This is a genomic window from Campylobacter sp. BCW_6873 (assembly GCF_001762365.1).
GTDB classification, from domain to species: Bacteria; Campylobacterota; Campylobacteria; order Campylobacterales; family Campylobacteraceae; genus Campylobacter_D; species Campylobacter_D jejuni.
Genome location: NZ_MJWS01000065.1, coordinates 210,629 through 230,362 on the forward strand (window position 1 = coordinate 210,629; position 19,734 = coordinate 230,362).

Here is a 19,734-nt window from a genome sequence, read left to right on the forward strand (position 1 = left end):
GAGAATTTTTATGGCTTATGAAGCAAGTTTAATAGAAAAAAAATGGCAAAAAATTTGGGATGAAAATGAATATTTTGAGCCAAAAGATGATTTAAATTTGCCTAAAAAATATATTTTATCGATGTTTCCTTATCCTAGCGGGCGCATTCATATGGGGCATGTAAGAAATTATACTATAGGTGATGCTTTAGCAAGATATTATCGCAAGATAGGTTTTAATGTTTTACATCCTATAGGTTTTGATAGTTTTGGTATGCCTGCTGAAAATGCAGCTATTAAACATAAAATTCATCCTAAGTCATGGACTTATGAAAATATAGCTTATATGAAAAAAGAACTTTTTTCTTTAGGTTTTTCTTTTTCTAAAAAAAGAATGCTTGCTACTTCAGATCCACTTTATACAAAATTTGAGCAAGAATTTTTTATTAAGATGTTTGAAAAAGGTTTGATTTACACTAAAGAAGCAAATGTAAATTGGTGTGAGCAAGATCAAACGGTTTTGGCTAATGAGCAAGTTGAAGACGGAAAATGTTGGCGTTGTGGTCATGAAGTGGTGCAGAAAAAAATGCCAGGTTATTATGTAAAAATCACTGCTTATGCTGAGGAACTTTTAAAAGATTTAGAAGAATTAAAAGATAAATGGCCTAATCAAGTTTTAACTATGCAAGAAAATTGGATTAGTAAAAGCGAAGGTTTGGAATTTTCTTTAAATTTAGACGAAGAAAGCAAGCAAAAAACCAAAGAAAGTTCTTTAGAAGTTTTTACTACAAGAGCAGATACAATTTATGGAGTTTCGTATATCGCTTTAGCTCCAGAACATAAAATTGTTCAAAATTTGCTTTCGCAAAATTTATTAAATCAAGATGTATTAAATAAAATCAAAACTATTCAAAATCAAAGCCCAAGAGAAAGACAAAGTTCTGAAAAAGAAGGTTATTTTCTAGGAATTTATGCCATTCATCCTTTAAGCGGAGAAAAAATTCCTTTGTGGGTGGCTAATTTTGTCTTGGCTGATTATGGTAGTGGAGCGGTTATGGCTGTTCCAGCTCATGATGAAAGAGATTTTGAATTTGCAACAAAATATAATCTTGCCATCAAACAAGTTATTCAAACTCAAGAAAATTTACCTTATACGCAAAAATTAGGAAAATTAATTAATAGTCAAGAATTTGATAATCTTGATTGTAATGAGGTAAGATTAAAAATCATTTCTCAGTTTGAAGCTAAAAATATAGGAAAAAGGGTTGTAAATTTTAAAATTCGTGATTGGGGTGTTTCACGCCAAAGATATTGGGGTGCGCCTATTCCTATGATTAAATGTCAAATTTGTGGTATAGTGCCTCAAAAACTAGAAAATTTACCTATTACCCTACCTGAAGATGTGCAAATTACAGGTGAGGGTAATCCACTTGATAAACATCCAACTTGGAAAAATTGTATTTGTCCCAAATGTGGCAAAGAGGCTCAAAAAGAAAGTGATACTTTAGATACTTTTTTTGAAAGTTCTTGGTATTTTGCACGTTTTGCAAGTGATGAGAGAACTTGGCAGGAAAAAGCTTTAGATGAAAAAAGTGTAAAGTATTGGATGAGTGTGGATCAATATATAGGTGGTATTGAACATGCAATCTTGCATTTACTTTATGCGAGATTTTTCCAAAAAGCTTTAAGAGACTTGGGTTATTTAACACAAAATGAACCTTTTGATAAACTTTTAACTCAGGGTATGGTGTTAAAAGATGGTGCTAAAATGTCAAAATCAAAAGGCAATGTTGTAGATCCTGATGAGATTATAGAAAAATACGGTGCTGATACCGCAAGACTTTTTATACTTTTTGCCGCACCTCCGGCTAAAGAGCTTGAATGGAATGATGATGCGGTTGAAGGGGCTTATAGATTTATTTGTAAACTCTATGATAGGGCGCAAAATATTAAAAAAGGTGAGCTTGTAGAATTAAAACAAGAAAATTTAAATAAAGAAGAAAAATATGCAAGATTAAAGGTATATGAAGCTTTGAAAAAATCCTTTGAAGTTTATCATCAAAGTTTTGCTTTCAATACTTTAATTGCAGCTTGTATGGAGGCTTTAAATGCTTTAGCGCTTTGTAAAAATGAAGCTTTGGAGCAAGAGGCTTTTTATATTATTTTAAATATCTTAGAGCCTATCATTCCTCATGTTTGTTTTGAGCTTAGCGAGGAGCTTTTTAAATGTAAAAATTTTAAAAAATTAGAACTCAAAGAAGAGGTTTTTGTAAAAGATACTTTAAATTTAGCTGTAAGTATTAATGGTAAAAAAAGGGCTGAATTTGAAATTTCAAGTAGTGCGAGTAAAGAAGAAATTTTAGCTTTTGCAAAAGAAAATACTGCTAAATGGCTTGAAGGTAAGAGTATAGTTAAAGAAATTTATGTGGAAGGAAAGCTAGTTAATCTAGTGATTAAATGAAAAAGATTTTAATTTTTTGTATAGGTTTATTTTTAGGTGCTTGTGGATATGTTCCTACATCAAAAATCGCTAATAATATTTTCGATGAGAAAGTTTATGTTAATGTTGAATTAAGTCAACAAGACCCAAAAAATAGTATCTATGTTGCCGATACTTTAAAAGAAATGGTAATTTCAAAATTAGGGCGCAAGCTTGCTTTAAAACACGAGGCAGATGATGTAATTAATGTTAAAATGAATAATTTAGAATTTATTCCTTTAGCTTATGATAAAAATGGCTATGTCATTAGTTATAAAGCTAAATTAAATTTAGATTTTAATGTTGTCTTTAAAGATGGTTCAAGTCAGGCTTTTAGTACAAGTGGAAGTTATAATTTTGAAATTTCTCCAAATAGTATTATTAGTGATTCTGCAAGGTATGAGGCTATTCGAGCAGCTTCAAGCGAGGCATTTGATGAGTTTATTTCCGTAATTGCTATTAAAGGGCAAAAACGTGATTCCAAATACTAATGAAATAGCAAAGCAAACTTTAATTGCATTAAAAGAAAGAAAACTAAAACCAACTCCTGAAAATTATACGGAAATTTTTGAAGAACTATCTTTAAAATATGGTATCACAAGCTCAAATAAAGCTAAACTTGACAAATACAAAACCTTACTTTTACCGATTTATCAACAAGAATTAAATTCTAAAACTATAAGAAGTTTAGAAGAACTAATTAGTTTTTTAATTTCTGTTTTAAATAGACAAAGCGGAAAACAATTTAGTGAATTTTTTGATTTTTTATATACCATATCTAAAACTTTGCAAATAAGTAAGGATAAAAAGATAAGAGATTTGGCTAAGGTGACTTCGATTAGAATTTCTAAAACTATGGATAGTGAAAGTATTTACTTGCTTACCAAAAAATGGAAAGAGCTTGAAAGAAATTATGATGAAAATAATTTAGAAGAACAAGCTCGTAAATATGGCATTAGTAAATATGATGATTATGATAGCGTGATTAAAAAACTCTTAGTTAAACTTGAAGAGCGTAGTTATGAGCACTTTAGTGAATTATTATGCTTGGGTTTAAATCCTTCATTGGTGGAAGATTTAAAAATTCAAGGTTTTATACAAAATTTAACACAAAAGCCTTTTGTAATAGGCGAAGAAAATTTTAAGAACGAATTAATGGAATTTATCAATCATCGCATAATGGTCGATAATATGTATGTCCAAAAAAATTTAAATTTTTTTAATGATAATCTAAAAAAAATCTATGAATTGCTTGTTTTGCTTAATAAATCGAATGAACAAAACATGGATTTTATTAATACCTTAAAACCAGATGAAAATGGGGAAGTAAAACTTAGTTTTGAGGATTTAAAACTAAAATTTAAACAACTTGGAGAAAAAATTACATCTTTAAATAATCAAATTGAATTCACGCAAAGTTTGGAGGAGAGAGAGGCTTGGAGTGTTCTTAAAGAGCTTGATAAAATGGATGAAAATTTTAATAAGTATAAAGTTAATTACTCTTTAGCTTTATTTTCTATAGTAAATTACCGTTTCATTATGGAAAAATATGGTATGGGAAGTTTGAATGAAATTTTTGTTCGATTTAAAAAAATTTTAAAAGATTCTTGTAGCGAATTTGATGAACTGTGGATGATAGATGAAAAGAGTTATTTGATTGTTTCGCCAGGAAAAAGCAAAGATGAAATTACACAGCTTGTAAATACAAATCTTAAAACTATAGAAAATTTTAGATTTATTTATAAGCAAGATATTATAACTCCTAAAATTCACGTGGCTTATCTTGATAAGCAAAGTAAGCCAAGTATTAATATTTTAGATGAGTTAATAAAGCAAATTGCAGCGGTTAATGAACAATATAATGAAAGTTGAGAATTTTTTAGCTCAAAAAAGTATAAATTACGATAAAATTGATCGTTTTTTGATGTTTAGAATGTATGAAAAATATAAGAAATATTTTAAAAATATTCCTATAATTCAACTTATAGGCACAAATGGTAAAGGTAGTACGGGTAGATATTTAACCCAACTTTTAGAAAATTTAAATTATAAAATAGGGCATTATACTAGCCCCCACATTTTCAGTTTTAATGAAAGATTTTATCTTGATGGTAAGATTGCAAATGATGAAGAATTAGAACAAGCTCATATAAGACTTGAAGAAATTTTTAAACAAGACTTGCAAAAATTAAGTTATTTCGAATATGCTACTTTTTTAGCTATGATTTTATTTCAAAAATGCGATTTCATTGTTTTAGAAGCAGGAGTGGGTGGAGAATATGATGCTACTTCTGTTTTTGAAAGAAGAATGAATATTTTTACAAGAATTGGATTTGACCATGTTCAAATTTTGGGCAATTCTTTAGAAGATATTGCAAGAACCAAGCTTAAAGTTATGGCGCCTATAGCACTTATAAGTGATGAGCAAGAGCAAAATGTTTTAAATTTAGCAAAAAAAATTGCTTTTTTAAAAAAAGCTAATTTGCAAGTTTCTTCCTTAAATCCTTTTTTGAAAGAAAAATTTGAGATTTATTGTAAAAAGTTTGTTTTACCTTGTTTTTTAAAGCATAATTTAAAGCTTGCATTAAAGGCTTGTGAAATTTTAACTTCGCAAGAAAAAACCTTAGAAGCTTTAAAAAAGTTACAAGAGTTAAATTTACAAGGAAGATGCCAAGAAATTTCTCCAAATTTTTTTGTTGATGTGGGTCATAATCCCATGGCTGCTAAGGCTATGCTTGATAAATTTCAAGGAGAAAAAATAAATCTTATTTATAATGCTTATTTGGATAAGGATATTTTTCAAATTTTAAATGCATTAAAGCCTATTATTGATACAATACAAATATATAAATATAAAAGTGCAGAACGAAAGCTGGCTGATGATGAAATTTATAGTATTGCATCAAAGCTAGGCATACAATGTAAAGAATTTGTAAAATTAGAAGAAAATAAAAAAAATCTAGTTTTTGGCTCTTTTATGCTGGTAGAAAATTTTTTAAAGGAGTGGTGTGGTAAAAAATAAATTCACTATTACCATTACAGATATTAACGGTTCAAGACATTTTTATTTAAATCAAATAATCAAAAAAATAGTTTTTTATACTATTGCTTTTATTGTTTTATTTTTAGTTTTTAGTGGTTTTTATATCAAATATCTCGATAGCAAACTTAGTGATATCAGTGAAAAGCGTGAGGAGCTTTTGAAAAAAAGTAAAGAATTGGAATTATCTAATTCGCAAATGCAAAAAAGCATAGAAGAAAAAACTCAGCAGTATGCAGCTATAGAAGATAAAATAGCTTCTTTTGAAGAGGCTTTGGGCTTAGAAGCAGAAAATAATCTTACAATTAGTGCAAGACTTGATAATCTTCAGCTTACCAATGAGCAGCAACTTGGAATTTTGGGACAAATTCCTAATGGATGGCCTATTGAAAATAAAGGTATTACGGGAAATTTTGGCTGGAGAGAGCATCCGCTTTTAAAAAGAAGGGAATTTCATCCTGGCATTGATTTAAGAGCAGAAATTGGTACTCCTATTTATGCACCAGCAAGTGGAGTGGTGGAATTTTCAGGTTATAATGATAATGGCTATGGTTATAATGTAATTTTATTGCATAATTTTGGTTTTAAAACAGTATTTGCTCATATGATGCGCAAAGAAGTAGTCAAAGCGGGTCAATTTGTTAATAAAGGGCAGTTGATAGGTTATAGTGGCAATACAGGTCTTTCTACGGGGCCGCATTTGCACTATGAGGTAAGGTTTATTAATAAAACTTTAGAACCTTTGTATTTTTTAAATTTGCAAAGAAAAAATATGAATGATTTTTTTAATCAAGAAAGGAGAGTTCCATGGCAATCTTTAATAAAGGCGGTATCAGCCCAACATCCAGCTCTAGCTCAGAAACAACAGTAATTTCTTCAGGTGCGAGAATTGAGGGTAAATTTTATTTTGCTTCTATGCTTCATGTTGATGGAGAGTTAAGTGGTATTATTCATTCTGAAAGTATTGTAGTTATCGGAAAAAATGGAAATTTAAAAGGTGAATTACAAGCAGATAAAATTGTAGTAAATGGGTATTTTGAAGGGCAGCTTGAGGCTAATAGTTTAGAAATTTTAGCAGGCGGAGTTGTTAATGGCGATATTTCAACGCAAAAAATTTCTATAGAAAATGGCGGTCGCTTTAATGGAACTAGTAAAATTAAAGAAGATACTATCAAACTTATTGAAAATAACAACGAAGAATAATGCAAGCTTCATTTTATGAATACCTACAAAATCCAAAAATTTGTGAACTTTTGCTTTGTAAAGATGAAAAACAAGCAGATTTACTTGCTCAAGTTTCACGATTTAAGGGTTTAAAAACCTTTGTTTTACCTGATTTTAGAGCGCAGTTTGGAGATGATTTAAGGGCTTTTTCCAAAGAACTTTTTGATCTTTGCAAGATTTTAAATGCTTATCATAAAGAAGAAGAAAAAAAAATCCTTATTTCTCCTTTAAATACTGTTTTAAAAAAACTTCCTTCAAAAAAACATTTACAAAATTATCATATCGATAAAAAACAAAATTTTGATTTGAAATGTTTTGAAGATGAAATTTCAAGATTGGGATACGAATTTGTAGATATAGTTCAGGATAAAGGTGAAATTTCAATTCGTGCGGATATTATTGATATTTTTTGTATCAATGAAGAAAATCCTATTAGAATTTTACTTTTTGGCGAAGAGATTGAAAGCATAAGATATTTTGATTTGCAAAGTCAAAAGTCTATTCCTAATGAACTAGAATATTTTGAAATTTGTCCTTTTTTAAAATATTTTGACAAAGAAAATTATGAAATTTTTAAGGACAAATTAGAAGATTTTCAAAGCGATACTTTAATACATGATATTAATTCTTTAGGATTTTGGTGTATTGATGATTTTTTTGATTATTTAGAACTTGATTTTTTAGCTTGTGAAAAGTTTGATATTAATGAATATGAAAAAGATATAAGTTTTGTGAATGCAAAAATTTTACCTCAAGCTAAAAAATTTAAAGAATTGCAAAGTTCTTACAATAAAGATTTTTTTGAATTTCATAAAAATAAAAAAATCACACTTTTAGCTAAAAATGAAGCTTTGTTTAAAGCTTTGGAGCTTGAAGATACTCAAAATATCCATTTTGTAAAAAGTGATTTAAGGCTTAATCTTATTAGTCCTGAAGAGCTAATCATTTCTTTAAATCAAAAAGAAAAACAAAAAACAAGAAAAAAAGCTAGTTTGATTATAGATGAGCTTAAAAATGGGGATTATATAGTGCACGAAGATTATGGAGTGGGCAAATTTTTAGGTCTTGAGATGATAGTGATAAGCGGAGCAAAAAAAGAGTTTGTTGCTATAGAGTATCAAAATTCTGATAAGCTTTTATTACCAGTGGAAAATCTTTATTTGATTGATAAATATTTGGGTGTGAGTGGATCTATTCCAAGCTTAGATAAACTAGGTAAAACAAGCTTTATTAAACTTAAAGAAAAATTAAAGACTAAACTTTTAGCCATAGCTTCTGAAATTGTTATTATGGCGGCTAAAAGATCTTTGGTGCAAGCAAAAAAAATTACAGTGGATTTAAATAGACAAGCTGATTTTATAACTAGTGCAGGTTTTATTTATACAAGCGATCAAGAGAAAGCTTGTCATGAAATTTTGCAAGATTTTCAAAGTGGAAAAGTTATGGATAGGCTTTTAAGCGGTGATGTGGGTTTTGGAAAAACAGAAGTTGCCATGAATGCTATTTATCCAGTGGTTAAAAGTGGATTTTGTGCATTTTTATTTGCGCCTACAACTTTGCTTTCTCATCAGCATTATAAAACCTTAAAAAAGCGTTTTGATCCTTTTGATATAAAGGTTTTTAAACTGGATCGCTTTACAAGTAGTGCAGAAAAAAAACAAGTTTTACAAAATTTAAAAGAAAATAAAGCTTGTGTAGTTGTAGGAACTCATGCGCTTTTAAGTGTAGAATGTGAAAATTTAGCTCTTGTTATTATTGATGAAGAGCATAAATTTGGAGTGAAGCAAAAAGAAAAGCTTAAAGAAATCACTCAAAATTCACATATTTTATCCATGTCAGCAACCCCTATACCAAGAAGCTTAAATCAAGCTTTAAGTTCTATAAAATCTTATAGTGTTTTACAAACTCCACCAGAAGATAGAATGGATGTAAGAACTTTTGTCAAAGAAAATGATGACGCACTTTTAAAAGAAGCTATAGCAAGAGAGTTAAGACGTGGTGGGCAAATTTTTTATATTCATAATCATATTGCAAGTATAGAGCAGTGTAAAAAACATTTATTAGAACTTTTTTCTACTTTGCGTATTTTGATTTTACATTCTAAAATCGATGCCAAGGTGCAAGAAGAAGAAATGTTGAAATTTGAAAACAAAGAATATGATTTGCTTTTAAGTACCTCTATCGTAGAAAGTGGGATTGATTTACCTAATGCAAATACTATCATAGTAGAAAAAAGCGATCGTTTTGGTATGGCTGATTTGCACCAATTGCGTGGGCGTGTAGGAAGAAGTGATAAGCAAGGTTATTGTTATTTTTTAATCGAAGATAAAAATGCTATCACAAAAGATGCTTTAAAGCGTCTAGTTTCTTTAGAAAGTAATTCTTTTTTAGGCGCAGGTTCTGTTTTGGCTTATCATGATCTTGAAATTCGTGGCGGTGGAAATTTATTAGGCGTAGATCAAAGTGGACATATCGAGCAAATTGGATATAGTTTATATCTTAAAATGTTAGAAGATGAACTTAATGCTTTAAGTAAAAATGAAGTGGATCAAAAAGAAAATAAACTTGATTTAAAACTCAATGTTAATGCCTTTTTAAATAGTGAGCTTATCAGCGAAGATCGCTTAAGATTAGAACTTTATAGAAGACTTAGCAAGTGTGAGCAAGTTCATGAGGTTTATGAGATCGAAGGTGAAATTGAAGATCGCTTTGGAAAACTTGACGTTTATACTAAGCAATTTTTATCTTTGATTATTATTAAAATTTTAGCTTTAAATAAATTTAAAAGTATTAGCAACTATGAGCAAAATATTCAATTTACTGCTTTAAATGATGAAAAAGAACTCATCAAAGCAAAAAGCAAAGACGATGATGATATTTTAGAGGCAATTTTAACGCATTTAAGAAAGGCTTAAAATGGATTGGAATAAAACTTATGCAGCAATTTATAGAGCAAGAAAAGACTATTTAAAGCCTATTTTTGAAATCGATCCTATTGCTTTAAAAGATTTAGTAGGTATGGAAAAACAAAAAAAAGCACTTTATGAAAATACTTTAAATTTCATTCAAAACAAAGGGGCAAATCACGCACTTTTATGGGGATCTAAGGGTACTGGAAAATCAAGTTTAATTAAGGCTATATTTAACGAATTTAAAGATCAGGGCTTAAGACTTGTTGAATTAAATAAAGAAGATTTATTTGCCTTAGCAGATATCATCGATGAAATCAGATTAGAAAATTTTAAATTCATACTTTTTTGTGATGATTTTTCTTTTGAGAAGGGAGATGATAGTTATAAATTTTTAAAACCTTTACTTGAGGGAAGCATAGAAAAAGCCCCAAATAATGTAATTATTTATGCGAGTTCAAATCGTAGGCATTTATTAAGTGAAAGCATTGCTGATAATCTTGATACGCAAATTGCACATACAGAACTTCATTTAAGCGATGCTGCTGAAGAAAGATTAAGCTTGAGTGATAGATTTGGTTTGTGGTTAAGTTTTTATCAAGGAAATTTAGAAGAGTATTTAAAGATGATAGATTTTTATTTTAAAGATTATTCTTGTGATAAAGAGCTTTTACACGCTAAAGCTAAAGAATTTACTACTCTAAGAGCAAGTAGAAGTGGTCGTACTGTGAAGCAATTTTATTTGGCTTTTAAGGAGAATTTTAAATGACTGGAGCGCAAATTTTTACCAAGCTTTTAAATTTGGATTTAAATTATCATGATTTTGATTGGCTTGAAAATCAAGGATTGAGTGAATTTGAGCTTTTAATTTCTGTGATTTTAACTCAAAATACAAATTGGAAAAATGTCTTAAAAGCTTTAGACAATTTAAAAAAAGAAAATATTGCAAGCTTAGAACAAATCAATACTTTATCCAATTTAGAACTTGCAACTTTAATTAAGCCTAGCGGATTTTACAACACCAAAGCCAAGCGTTTAAAAGGCTTGGTAGAAAGTATCATAAACACTTATAAAAATTTAGAAAATTTTAAAACAAATGTAAGCAGAGAATGGCTTTTAAATATCAAAGGTTTAGGTTTTGAAAGTGTTGATGGTATTTTAAGCTATCTTTGTAAAAGAGAGATTTTGGTTGTAGATAGCTATAGTTTGCGTTTGGCTTTTTACTTAGGTTATGAGTTTGAAAATTATGAAGAATTAAGAGAATTTTTTCAAAGTGGCATAGAAAGTGAGCAAGAAAATTTGTGTAAAATTTTAGGAAAAAAATGCGAACTTTACGAACTTTATCAAATTTTTCATGCTTTGATCGTAGCTTTTGCAAAACAGAGTTTTAAAGGACAAAAATTAAGCCCTAAGGGTGAAGAATGGATCAAAATTTTAAAGGAAGATTTATGAAAGCAAAAGGAAGTGAACTTATACCTGTTTTAACTATAGCAGGGAGTGATTGTAGTGGTGGAGCAGGGATACAAGCCGATCTTAAAACCTTTAGTGCGCACAATCTTTTTGGTATGAGTGTGGTTTTAAGTGTGGTAGCTGAAAATACCGCAAGGGTGATTTCTGTACACGATATACCTACTCAAAGCGTAGATGAACAAATGCTTGCCGTATTTGAAGATATAGTGCCAAAGGCAACTAAAATCGGAATGATAGGTTCTTGTGAATTAATGAGCTGTGTAGCTAAAAATTTAAGCGAGTTTAAACCTCAAAATGTAGTGATCGATCCTGTAATGTTTGCTAAAAATGGCTATGCTTTAATGCCGCAAGAAAATTGTGATTTTTTCAAGCAAACCATAGTAAAATTTGCAGATATTCTTACGCCTAATATTCCTGAAGCAGAGTTTTTATGCGGTTTTAAGATCGCTAATGAAGAGCAGATGATAAAAGCAGCTAAGCATTTATGCAGCTTGGGGGCTAAGGCAGTTTTACTTAAAGGCGGACATAGTGAAGAAAATGCCAATGATGTGCTTTATGATGGAAAAGAAATTTATATTTTAAAAGGCGAACGCATAGAAACTAAAAATACTCACGGTACAGGTTGTACGCTTTCTTCGGCTATTGCTAGTAATTTAGCTAAAGGCAAGGATTTATTTTATGCTGTTAGTGAAGCTAAAGAATATGTAAGAAATGCGATTTATTATTCACTCAATCTTGGAAAAGGTTGTGGTCCTACAAATCATTTTTTCAAGTTTTTAGATGAAAAATAAATTAGATCTTAGCCTTTATTTGGTTGCTACTAAGGGAAATAAAAGCGAGGAATGTTTTTTAAATACTTTAGAAAATGCTATAAAAGGCGGAGTGAGTATAGTTCAACTTCGTGAAAAAGAGCTTAATGCAAGAGAATTTTACAAACTAGGTTTAAAGGTGCAAAAACTTTGCAAGGCTTATAAAATACCTTTTTTGATTAACGATAGAGTGGACATAGCTTTAGCCTTAGATGCTGATGGGGTGCATTTAGGACAGGAAGATTTAGAAGTAAAACTAGCTAGAAAGCTTTTAGGAGATGAAAAAATCATAGGCTTAAGCCTTAAAAAACTAGAACAACTTGAGTTCATACAAGGAGCAAATTATTTAGGTTGTGGAGCTATCAAGGCAACGCCTACTAAAGAAAGTTCGCTTTTAAGCCTTGAGCTTTTAAGCCAAATTTGTGATAAAAGTCCTATAGGGGTTGTAGCTATAGGAGGGGTTGATAAAGCAGTGCTTGATGAGTTAAAGGGTATAAATTTAAGCGGCGTGGCTGTGGTTAGGGCGATCATGGATGCTAAAGATGCTTTTTTGGCAGCTAAAGAGTTAAAGCGTAAAATCTATGAAAATTTACCTCTTAAATGAAACTCCTTTTAAAGGGGTGGAAAATCTTATTTTAAATGAGATTATTTTTTACGATTTTAGTATAGATTTGAGTTTGTATGATGCTTTAATCTGTACTTCAAAAAATGCTTTAAAAGCCTTACAAAATGCAAAAATCACTTTAAATTTTAAACTCAATTTATACGCTGTAGGACAAAGTACAGCTCAATACGCTAAAAATTTAGGTTTTAAAAAGATTAAAATTCCATCAAAGGCTTATGGAAAAGATCTTTTTCTTGAATTTAAAGAGGAATTAAAAACGCAAAAATGTTTGTATTTAAGGGCTAAAAATATTGTTTCAACTTTAAATTTGGATCTTAAAAATGTAGGTGTGGATTTAGATGAAGTGATTGTTTATGAAAATGTTTTTAAAAAAGGTGACAAAAAACTTACTCATCCTGCTATTTTTATATTTACCTCTCCTTTAAGTGTAGAAAATTTTTTAAAATTTTATAGCTTAAAAGAAGAAGATAAGGTTGTAGTTATAGGACAAAGCACAGCAAAGAAGCTTTTAAATTTTAAAAATCTTTATATATGCGAAAATCAAAGTCTTTTAGAGTGTGTTAAGCTTGCTAAGACTTTGGTTTAATTTTTTAAATTCCAAAAATTTTCTTTGGGATAAATAATAATGCTTTTTGTGAGTAAAATTTCATCATTGACGTTTTTATCACGATTTAAAGCAATGCTAATGTGGGCTATAATAACACCATCTTTGCTTAAATTTGCATCGGGATTAAAGTTGGAAAATTTAAAATTAACACATTGTGCAATAGGATAAAAATATTTTATTTTAATCAAAGCTTTTGTGTAATTAAAATATATATTATCTAAACATTCTTTATTTTCTTGCTTTGCTTGATATAAAAAATATTTAGAAAATTGTGTTGCATTATGACTTAAAATTTGAGCTTGAAGGTAGTAATAACTATCTTGGATTATTTTTGGAGTGTAGCTAGATATGTTTAAGGTCAAGCTCATCCATAGACTTATTAGTAATATTAAAAAAATTGTCCAAATTAAAACATAAGCTTTTTTCATAGTAAAATTCTTTTTTCAAGACAATATTTTGCTTGTCTTTTTAGGCAAATTTTTAATTTATTGTTTTGCAGGTTAAATGAGCTTATGTTTTTAGAAATTAATCCTTGTTGGTTTAATTGTTCATTAAATTTTGGCTTTATTTCATATATAAGTTCTCCATTTTGCAATTTGATAACTAATTGAGCTTGCAAAGGAATAAAACTACCTGTAAAATTTGTAGATATACCATTTTCTAAGATGGATATTTTTTCAATCTTATTAATTTTATAAGCATAGCTAATATGCTCATTGTCATTATATAAATCTTTTCTATTTTGGAGTTGTGTTTTAAAATCAGAATGAGGTGAATAAAGTGTATGATTATTTTCTAAAATAAGAGCAGAATTAATAAGATAAAGTTTATTATCTTTTAGGCTAATTAACTCATCTTTTAAAAGACATTTTAATGTATTTTGTGAAAATGTAATATTAATACAATTTTGTATTAATTTTTCTATTTTAAGCAAGTTTAAATGTGCTTGAGTGATAAGATTGTTTGTATGTAAAGCAGTGAAATTTAAATGATAAAAATCCATTAAAGGTTTTGAAAGTAAGCTAGTTATAAAAGTAAAAAGTATTAGTGATATTATAAGTTCAAAAAGTGTAAAAGCTTTGCTCATTCTTTAAAATAAACGCTATAATTTTGATCTTGAAAGTATAATTTTTGAAATTGAAATATACCATCATTAACAAACTGTTCTTGTAAAACTATAGGTTTTAAGGCTGAAGTTTGAAGTATGATGGTTTTAAAAATGGGCTTTTCATATAATTCTTCTTGAAGTTTATAGAGTCTTTCAAAAATATTTAAATTTTCATAGTTTTTGTAAAGTTGAGTATAGTAATAAAAAATGCCAATGAAAATTAAAGATATGATCGTTATAGCACTAATACTTTCTATAAGTATGAAAGCCTTTTTCATTTAGCGCTGCTAGCATTTATGGCTTCAAAAAAACTTCCGCGAATTCCTTTTTGTTCGAGTATTTTTATGCCTTTTATTGTAACTCCGCCAGGGGAGCAAATATTTTCTTTGATAATAGCTGGATGTTCATGTTCTAGTAAAGCACTAGAGCTTTTAAATAAAGAGCGCGTAAGATTGAGACTAAGTTCTTTTGACAAACCTTCATAAACTCCAGCATTAGCAATGCTTTCCGCTATAAGTGCTAAAAAAGCAGGAGCGCAGCCGCTAATCGCCATAGCTGCATTCATTTGTATTTCATTATCTAATTTATAAGCCGAGCCAAAAGTTTTTAAAATGTCTAAAATTTCATTTTCAAAATGAGAGTTTTTAAGTATATATGGTGTGGTTGAAGCCTTATATTTAGCTGCTGTATTGGGCATTATTCTAACATAATTTTGAGCTTTGATGGTTTGTAGTTTTTCAAAATCAACATTGGCTAAAACAGAGATTAAGATACGTGCTTGTCCTTTTAGCATTTGAGCAATATTTTCTAAAGCATAGGGTTTAAATGCTAAAATAACATCTTTACCTTCTATGTTAAAATCTTTGTAAAGTAAGGTTTTAAAGCCTTCTTTGGTGAGGGCTTGAAGTTTTTCTATACTTCTTCCTACTATACAAATTTCATAATCATCTTTTAATCCATAGGCTAAGGCTGTTGCCATAGCTCCATTTGCAAGTATATAGAGCATTATTTTTTAATATAATTAGCAATTTGATCAGCTTGAAAAAAGTCCGGATAATTAACTGTATCTAGTATCACTTGTACCATAGTATTATTATCAAGATTAATGACTACTGGAGCTAGAAAATTCACTGTCGATTCTTCAATGCTTTTTGCTATGGCTACTATATTAAAAATTTTCATATTAGATTCAGGTGTTAAAGAAAGAAGCTCTTGATAATAAGTTGGTATATCAAATTCATAATCAGGTCTAATCAAATAAGGATTAATTAAAACAAAAGAAAAGTCTTTACCATCAAGACTTTTAAGTCTTACAAATACTTCATCGATAGTTGAAAATTCCATATTTTTGGTTTCTTCAAAACCTAAGATAGGGCATTTAACAGCTAGGGTCATGTTTTCTCCTCAAGTTATAATGTTTAATATTTTAACATAAAATAAGCAATAATCATTCCAAAATTTTAAATTATTTAATTAATTTTATTATAATTTTAGAAGAACATAATTATAAAATCGTTAAAATATAGATTTTTGAGAATATAAATCAAGGTGAAGTATGAAAAAAGGTATTTTTTTATTGGTTTTTTTAAGTGTTTTTTTTAGTGCGTGTAGTACGAAAAATGATGAAGGTTTATACAATCTTAGTGCTAGTGAGTGGTATAAGCAAATTATTAAAGATTTGCAGGACAAGGATTTGGAAAAAGCTGATGATCATTATAATGGTATGGCAAGTGAGCATGTTGCCGATCCTTTATTGGAAACTACTTTAATTATTTTAGCACAAGCTCATATGGATGAAGAGGAATATAAGTTAGCTGAATTTTATTTAGATGAATATAATAAAAAATTTGGAAATTCACGCAATGCTGATTATATTCGTTATCTTAAAATTAAGGCAAAATTTGATGCATTTGCAGTGCCAAATCGTAATCAGGCTTTAATGCTTGAAAGCCAAAAAGAAATAGATACTTTTTTGAAAGATTATCCTTATACAGAATATGAACCTTTGGTTCAGACAATGCTTACAAAATTTAATTTAGCGGTTTTTTATCTTAATAGCACTATAGAAAATCTATACCAGCGCATAGGGCATGATGAAAGTGCACAAATTTATAAACAAAGACTTCAAGAAAGTGAATTTTATCAGCAAAGTATTATCAAACCTGAGCTTCCTTGGTATAGAAGTATATTTGAAAGATTTTAATAAACAAGGAAAATAAATGCAGATTGAAGAGATACAAAATTATCCAGCAAATTTACCAGTATTGGTTGAAGATGAATTATTTTTATATCCTTTTATGATAACTCCTATTTTTATTAACGATTCATCCAATATGAAAGCTTTAGATCTTGCGATTAAAAATGATAGTATGCTTTTTGTTGCACCTTCAAGGTTGGAAAATGGAAGAAATTTTGATGAAATTTATAATTGTGGAGTGATTGGGACTATCATGCGAAAAGTTCCTTTGCCTGATGGAAGGGTGAAAATACTTTTTCAAGGATATGCTAAGGGTAAAATTATAGAGCAAATTTCTAATAAACCTTTAGAAGCCAAGATAGAACTTATAAAAGAAGACTTTTTAGAAGGAACTAAAAAAGAAGCGCTTCTTGAAGTTTTAAAAGAGAAGGTAAAAAATTTGGCAAATATTAGTCATTATTTTTCTCCGGATCTTTTAAGAACAATTGAAGAAGGTTTTGATGCGTCTAGGATTTGTGATTTGATTTTAAATACTGTGCGTATTAAAAAACAAGTTGCTTATGAGTTTTTTGTTTTAACAGATCTTGAGCAAAAATTAGTAAAATTAATAGATTTAATTGCCCAAGAAATAGAAGCCAATAAAATTCAAAAAGAAATTAAAAATAAAGTACATTCTCGTATTGATAAGGTAAATAAAGAATATTTTTTAAAAGAACAATTAAGACAAATTCAAAAAGAGCTTGGTTCTGACACACAAAAAGAAGATGAGGTTAGAGAGTATCAAAAGCGTCTGGAATTAAAGAAGAAATTTATGCACGAAGACGCTTATAAAGAAATCAAAAAACAAATTGAAAAATTCGAACGCATTCATCAAGATAATTCCGAAGCATCGATGATTCAAACTTACATAGAAACAGCATTAGATATTCCTTTTGAAAAAATTTCTAAGAAAAAACTTGATATTAAAGAAGTTTCAAAACAGCTCAACCATGATCATTATGCATTAAATAAACCAAAAGAACGCATAGAAGAATATTTTGCAGTTAGGGAACTTTTAGAAAAAAGAAAAATAGCAGAAAAAGATGGTGCTAAAGTTATACTTTGTCTTTATGGACCTCCTGGCGTGGGTAAAACTTCACTGGCAAATTCTGTTTCAAAAGCTTTAAAAAGAGAGCTTATTCGCATAGCCTTAGGCGGACTTGAAGATGTTAATGAGCTACGTGGTCATCGTAGAACTTATATAGGCGCTATGCCTGGACGTATTACCCAAGGACTCATAGAGGCAAAACAAATTAATCCTGTAATTGTATTGGATGAAATTGATAAATTAAATCGCAGTTTTAGAGGCGATCCAAGTGCGGTGCTTTTAGAAATTTTAGATCCAGAGCAAAATTCTAAATTTAGGGATTATTATTTAAATTTTAATATTGATTTAAGTAAAGTCATTTTTATAGCAACAGCAAATGATATTAGCAATATTCCTGCACCTTTAAGAGATAGAATGGAATTTATAGAACTTAGCTCTTATACTCCAAGTGAAAAATTTCATATAATGAAAAAATATTTAGTTCCAGATGAGCTTAAAAAACATGGCTTAAAATCCAATGAATTATCTATTGATGATGAAACTATAGAGTTAATCATTAGTGATTATACTCGTGAATCAGGAGTTAGAAATTTGCGTCGCAAAGTGGCAGAGTTGTGTCGTAAGAGTGCTAAAAAACTACTTTTAGAAAATATTAAAAAAGTCATTATTAATACAAAAAATTTGAATGAATTTTTAGATAAAAAAGTTTTTGAAATAGAAAAAAATAATGGAGAAAATCAAGTAGGTCAGGTTAATGGTTTGGCTTGGACAAGTGTAGGTGGAGATGTTTTAAAAGTAGAGGCTGTAAAAATTAAAGGTAAAGGAGAATTAACGCTCACGGGAAGTTTGGGTGATGTAATGAAAGAATCAGCTAGAATTGCTTTTAGCATGATAAAAGTTTTAATCGATGAAGGAAAAATAAAAATACCTAAAAAAATAATTATCGATCCTAAAGTTAATGTTTATGATAGTTATAATATTCATATCCATGTGCCAGATGGAGCTACTCCAAAAGATGGTCCAAGTGCGGGCATTACGATAAGCACAGCTATTGCTTCTATTTTTAGTGATAAAAAGGTTAAAGCAGATGTTGCAATGACAGGTGAAATAGATTTAAAAGGAAAAGTTTTACCAATAGGCGGATTAAAAGAAAAATTAATTGCAGCTTATAAAGCAGATATAAAAACAGCTTTAATCCCAAGAAAAAATTACGAAAGGGACTTAAAAGATATTCCTAGTGAGGTTAGAGACAATATGGAAATCATTGCTGTTGATACTTTTAGTGATGTCTTAGAATATACTTTGATTTAATTTTATTTTGAGAATAAATGTATAAGAAAGCAAACTTTTTACAAGTTTGCTTTTAAAAGATTATAGTCCTTCAAAAGGATTATTGATTACTTCTTTTCTATCCACTATATAAGGGATAAGAGCTACATGTCTTGCACGTTTGATTGCAACTTCTACCATTTCTTGGTATTTTTTGCTTGTACCTGTTAAACGGCGTGGCATGATTTTAAATCTTTCAGATAAAGCATGTTTTAACATTGCTGTATCTTTATAATCAATAAATTCAACTTTTGCTTCAGTGTATTTGCAATATTTGCGAGAGTATTTTCTTTTTTCTGCCATAGTTTATCCTTTAAAATGGTAAATTAGTATCATCGCTATCATAAGCATCGATATCAATTTCTTTTAATTTTTCTTCGTGTTGTGGGTTTTGGTTTCTTTGTGGAGCAGGGTTTGTTTTTGCTTTATTAAAATTTTGATTTTCACTCATATAAGGATCATAGCTTTGATTTTCATAGTTTCCACTATAATTGTTGTTTGAAAAGCTATTATTGCCAAAATTTCCGCCTTGTTGTGGAGCATTGGAATTGCCAAGCATTTCCATATTTTCAACTTGAATGCTATGTTTAGAGCGATTTTGTCCATTTTGATCACTCCATTGTTCAAATCTTAAACGTCCTTCTATGAGTACTTTTGAACCTTTTGTAAGGTATTGGTTTGCAACTTCTGCGGTGCGACCATAAAAGCTTATATCAATAAAGCAAGTTTCTTCTCTTTTTTCTCCATTTGTGGTAAATCTTCTTGTTACTGCTATAGCGGAAGCTCCAATAGCACTACCGCTTTGTGCATAACGCATTTCTATATCACGTGTAAGATTTCCAACCAAAACAACTTTGTTAAACATCTTTTT

The 19,734-nt window shown here is 29.3% G+C and carries 21 protein-coding genes; 14 read left to right on the forward strand and 7 right to left on the reverse strand.

Annotation, left to right across the window (positions count from 1 at the left end; all coding sequences use genetic code 11):
• Window positions 1-10 precede the first annotated feature (10 nt).
• From leuS to AJ932_RS04975, 12 genes are read left to right on the forward strand one after another with little or no spacing between them, the layout of a single operon-like run.
• Window positions 11-2,440, forward strand: coding sequence for a leucine--tRNA ligase (gene leuS, locus AJ932_RS04920; protein WP_070278118.1), 2,430 nt, complete (start codon window positions 11-13; stop codon window positions 2,438-2,440).
• Window positions 2,437-2,949, forward strand: a complete 513-nt coding sequence (lptE, locus tag AJ932_RS04925) for an LPS assembly lipoprotein LptE (protein WP_002860199.1) — start codon at window positions 2,437-2,439, stop codon at window positions 2,947-2,949. Before leuS ends, lptE begins: the two co-directional genes overlap by 4 nt.
• Entirely contained in the window at window positions 2,933-4,330 is a 1,398-nt protein-coding gene (locus AJ932_RS04930; protein WP_002861812.1) for a hypothetical protein, read from the forward strand. Before lptE ends, AJ932_RS04930 begins: the two co-directional genes overlap by 17 nt.
• The gene (locus tag AJ932_RS04935) at window positions 4,296-5,480 is read left to right on the forward strand and encodes a folylpolyglutamate synthase/dihydrofolate synthase family protein (RefSeq protein ID WP_083261766.1); all 1,185 of its coding nucleotides are present in this window, start codon (window positions 4,296-4,298) and stop codon (window positions 5,478-5,480) included. Before AJ932_RS04930 ends, AJ932_RS04935 begins: the two co-directional genes overlap by 35 nt.
• On the forward strand, window positions 5,467-6,369 hold the full coding sequence (locus AJ932_RS04940; RefSeq protein WP_044780205.1) for a M23 family metallopeptidase: 903 nt from the start codon (window positions 5,467-5,469) through the stop codon (window positions 6,367-6,369). Before AJ932_RS04935 ends, AJ932_RS04940 begins: the two co-directional genes overlap by 14 nt.
• On the forward strand, window positions 6,306-6,701 hold the full coding sequence (locus AJ932_RS04945; protein ID WP_002868630.1) for a polymer-forming cytoskeletal protein: 396 nt from the start codon (window positions 6,306-6,308) through the stop codon (window positions 6,699-6,701). The genes AJ932_RS04940 and AJ932_RS04945 overlap by 64 nt, the downstream gene beginning before the upstream one ends.
• Entirely contained in the window at window positions 6,701-9,637 is a 2,937-nt protein-coding gene (locus tag AJ932_RS04950) for a DEAD/DEAH box helicase (RefSeq protein WP_070233057.1), read from the forward strand. The genes AJ932_RS04945 and AJ932_RS04950 overlap by 1 nt, the downstream gene beginning before the upstream one ends.
• Window position 9,638: 1 nt before the next feature.
• Complete coding sequence (locus AJ932_RS04955; protein ID WP_070274303.1) at window positions 9,639-10,400, forward strand: ATP-binding protein; 762 nt, start codon at window positions 9,639-9,641, stop codon at window positions 10,398-10,400.
• Window positions 10,397-11,083, forward strand: a complete 687-nt coding sequence (locus AJ932_RS04960; RefSeq protein ID WP_070233061.1) for an endonuclease III domain-containing protein — start codon at window positions 10,397-10,399, stop codon at window positions 11,081-11,083. Before AJ932_RS04955 ends, AJ932_RS04960 begins: the two co-directional genes overlap by 4 nt.
• A complete protein-coding gene (gene thiD / locus AJ932_RS04965; protein ID WP_002869047.1) occupies window positions 11,080-11,892 on the forward strand; it encodes a bifunctional hydroxymethylpyrimidine kinase/phosphomethylpyrimidine kinase in 813 nt (270 codons plus the stop codon). Before AJ932_RS04960 ends, thiD begins: the two co-directional genes overlap by 4 nt.
• Window positions 11,882-12,514 (forward strand): thiamine phosphate synthase, encoded by a 633-nt coding sequence (thiE, locus tag AJ932_RS04970; protein WP_070278117.1) that lies wholly within the window; start codon window positions 11,882-11,884, stop codon window positions 12,512-12,514. The genes thiD and thiE overlap by 11 nt, the downstream gene beginning before the upstream one ends.
• Complete coding sequence (locus AJ932_RS04975) at window positions 12,492-13,121, forward strand: uroporphyrinogen-III synthase (protein WP_002856298.1); 630 nt, start codon at window positions 12,492-12,494, stop codon at window positions 13,119-13,121. The genes thiE and AJ932_RS04975 overlap by 23 nt, the downstream gene beginning before the upstream one ends.
• Here the strand turns inward: AJ932_RS04975 and AJ932_RS04980 are convergent.
• The 5 genes from AJ932_RS04980 to fliW are packed head-to-tail and all read right to left on the reverse strand — an operon-like array spanning window position 13,118 to window position 15,645.
• Complete coding sequence (locus tag AJ932_RS04980) at window positions 13,118-13,570, reverse strand: hypothetical protein (protein ID WP_002859148.1); 453 nt, start codon at window positions 13,568-13,570, stop codon at window positions 13,118-13,120. The two genes, AJ932_RS04975 and AJ932_RS04980, sit on opposite strands and share 4 nt — an antisense overlap.
• Complete coding sequence (locus AJ932_RS04985) at window positions 13,567-14,229, reverse strand: hypothetical protein (protein WP_070278115.1); 663 nt, start codon at window positions 14,227-14,229, stop codon at window positions 13,567-13,569. The genes AJ932_RS04980 and AJ932_RS04985 overlap by 4 nt, the downstream gene beginning before the upstream one ends.
• On the reverse strand, window positions 14,226-14,528 hold the full coding sequence (locus tag AJ932_RS04990) for a transformation system protein (protein ID WP_002855822.1): 303 nt from the start codon (window positions 14,526-14,528) through the stop codon (window positions 14,226-14,228). Before AJ932_RS04990 ends, AJ932_RS04985 begins: the two co-directional genes overlap by 4 nt.
• Window positions 14,525-15,256 carry a pyrroline-5-carboxylate reductase gene (locus tag AJ932_RS04995; RefSeq protein ID WP_002855729.1) on the reverse strand — a complete coding sequence of 244 codons (732 nt, stop codon included), beginning with the start codon at window positions 15,254-15,256 and terminating at the stop codon, window positions 14,525-14,527. The genes AJ932_RS04990 and AJ932_RS04995 overlap by 4 nt, the downstream gene beginning before the upstream one ends.
• Window positions 15,256-15,645: a flagellar assembly protein FliW gene (gene fliW / locus AJ932_RS05000; protein WP_002852982.1), complete on the reverse strand. Its 390-nt coding sequence runs from the start codon at window positions 15,643-15,645 to the stop codon at window positions 15,256-15,258. The genes AJ932_RS04995 and fliW overlap by 1 nt, the downstream gene beginning before the upstream one ends.
• A gap of 160 nt (window positions 15,646-15,805) precedes the next feature.
• On the opposite strand from fliW, the gene AJ932_RS05005 reads away from it, so the two are divergent.
• Together AJ932_RS05005 and lon are read left to right on the forward strand one after the other, a co-directional pair.
• Window positions 15,806-16,453, forward strand: coding sequence for an outer membrane protein assembly factor BamD (locus AJ932_RS05005; RefSeq protein WP_002852961.1), 648 nt, complete (start codon window positions 15,806-15,808; stop codon window positions 16,451-16,453).
• Between the two features lie 16 nt (window positions 16,454-16,469).
• Window positions 16,470-18,845: an endopeptidase La gene (lon, locus tag AJ932_RS05010; RefSeq protein WP_002856101.1), complete on the forward strand. Its 2,376-nt coding sequence runs from the start codon at window positions 16,470-16,472 to the stop codon at window positions 18,843-18,845.
• 60 nt (window positions 18,846-18,905) lie between these two features.
• Here lon and rpsR read toward each other — a convergent pair whose 3' ends face one another.
• Both rpsR and AJ932_RS05020 read right to left on the reverse strand, forming a co-directional pair.
• Entirely contained in the window at window positions 18,906-19,166 is a 261-nt protein-coding gene (gene rpsR / locus AJ932_RS05015; protein WP_002853032.1) for a 30S ribosomal protein S18, read from the reverse strand.
• A 10-nt stretch (window positions 19,167-19,176) separates the two neighbouring features.
• Entirely contained in the window at window positions 19,177-19,728 is a 552-nt protein-coding gene (locus tag AJ932_RS05020; protein ID WP_002877747.1) for a single-stranded DNA-binding protein, read from the reverse strand.
• Window positions 19,729-19,734: the final 6 nt, after the last annotated feature.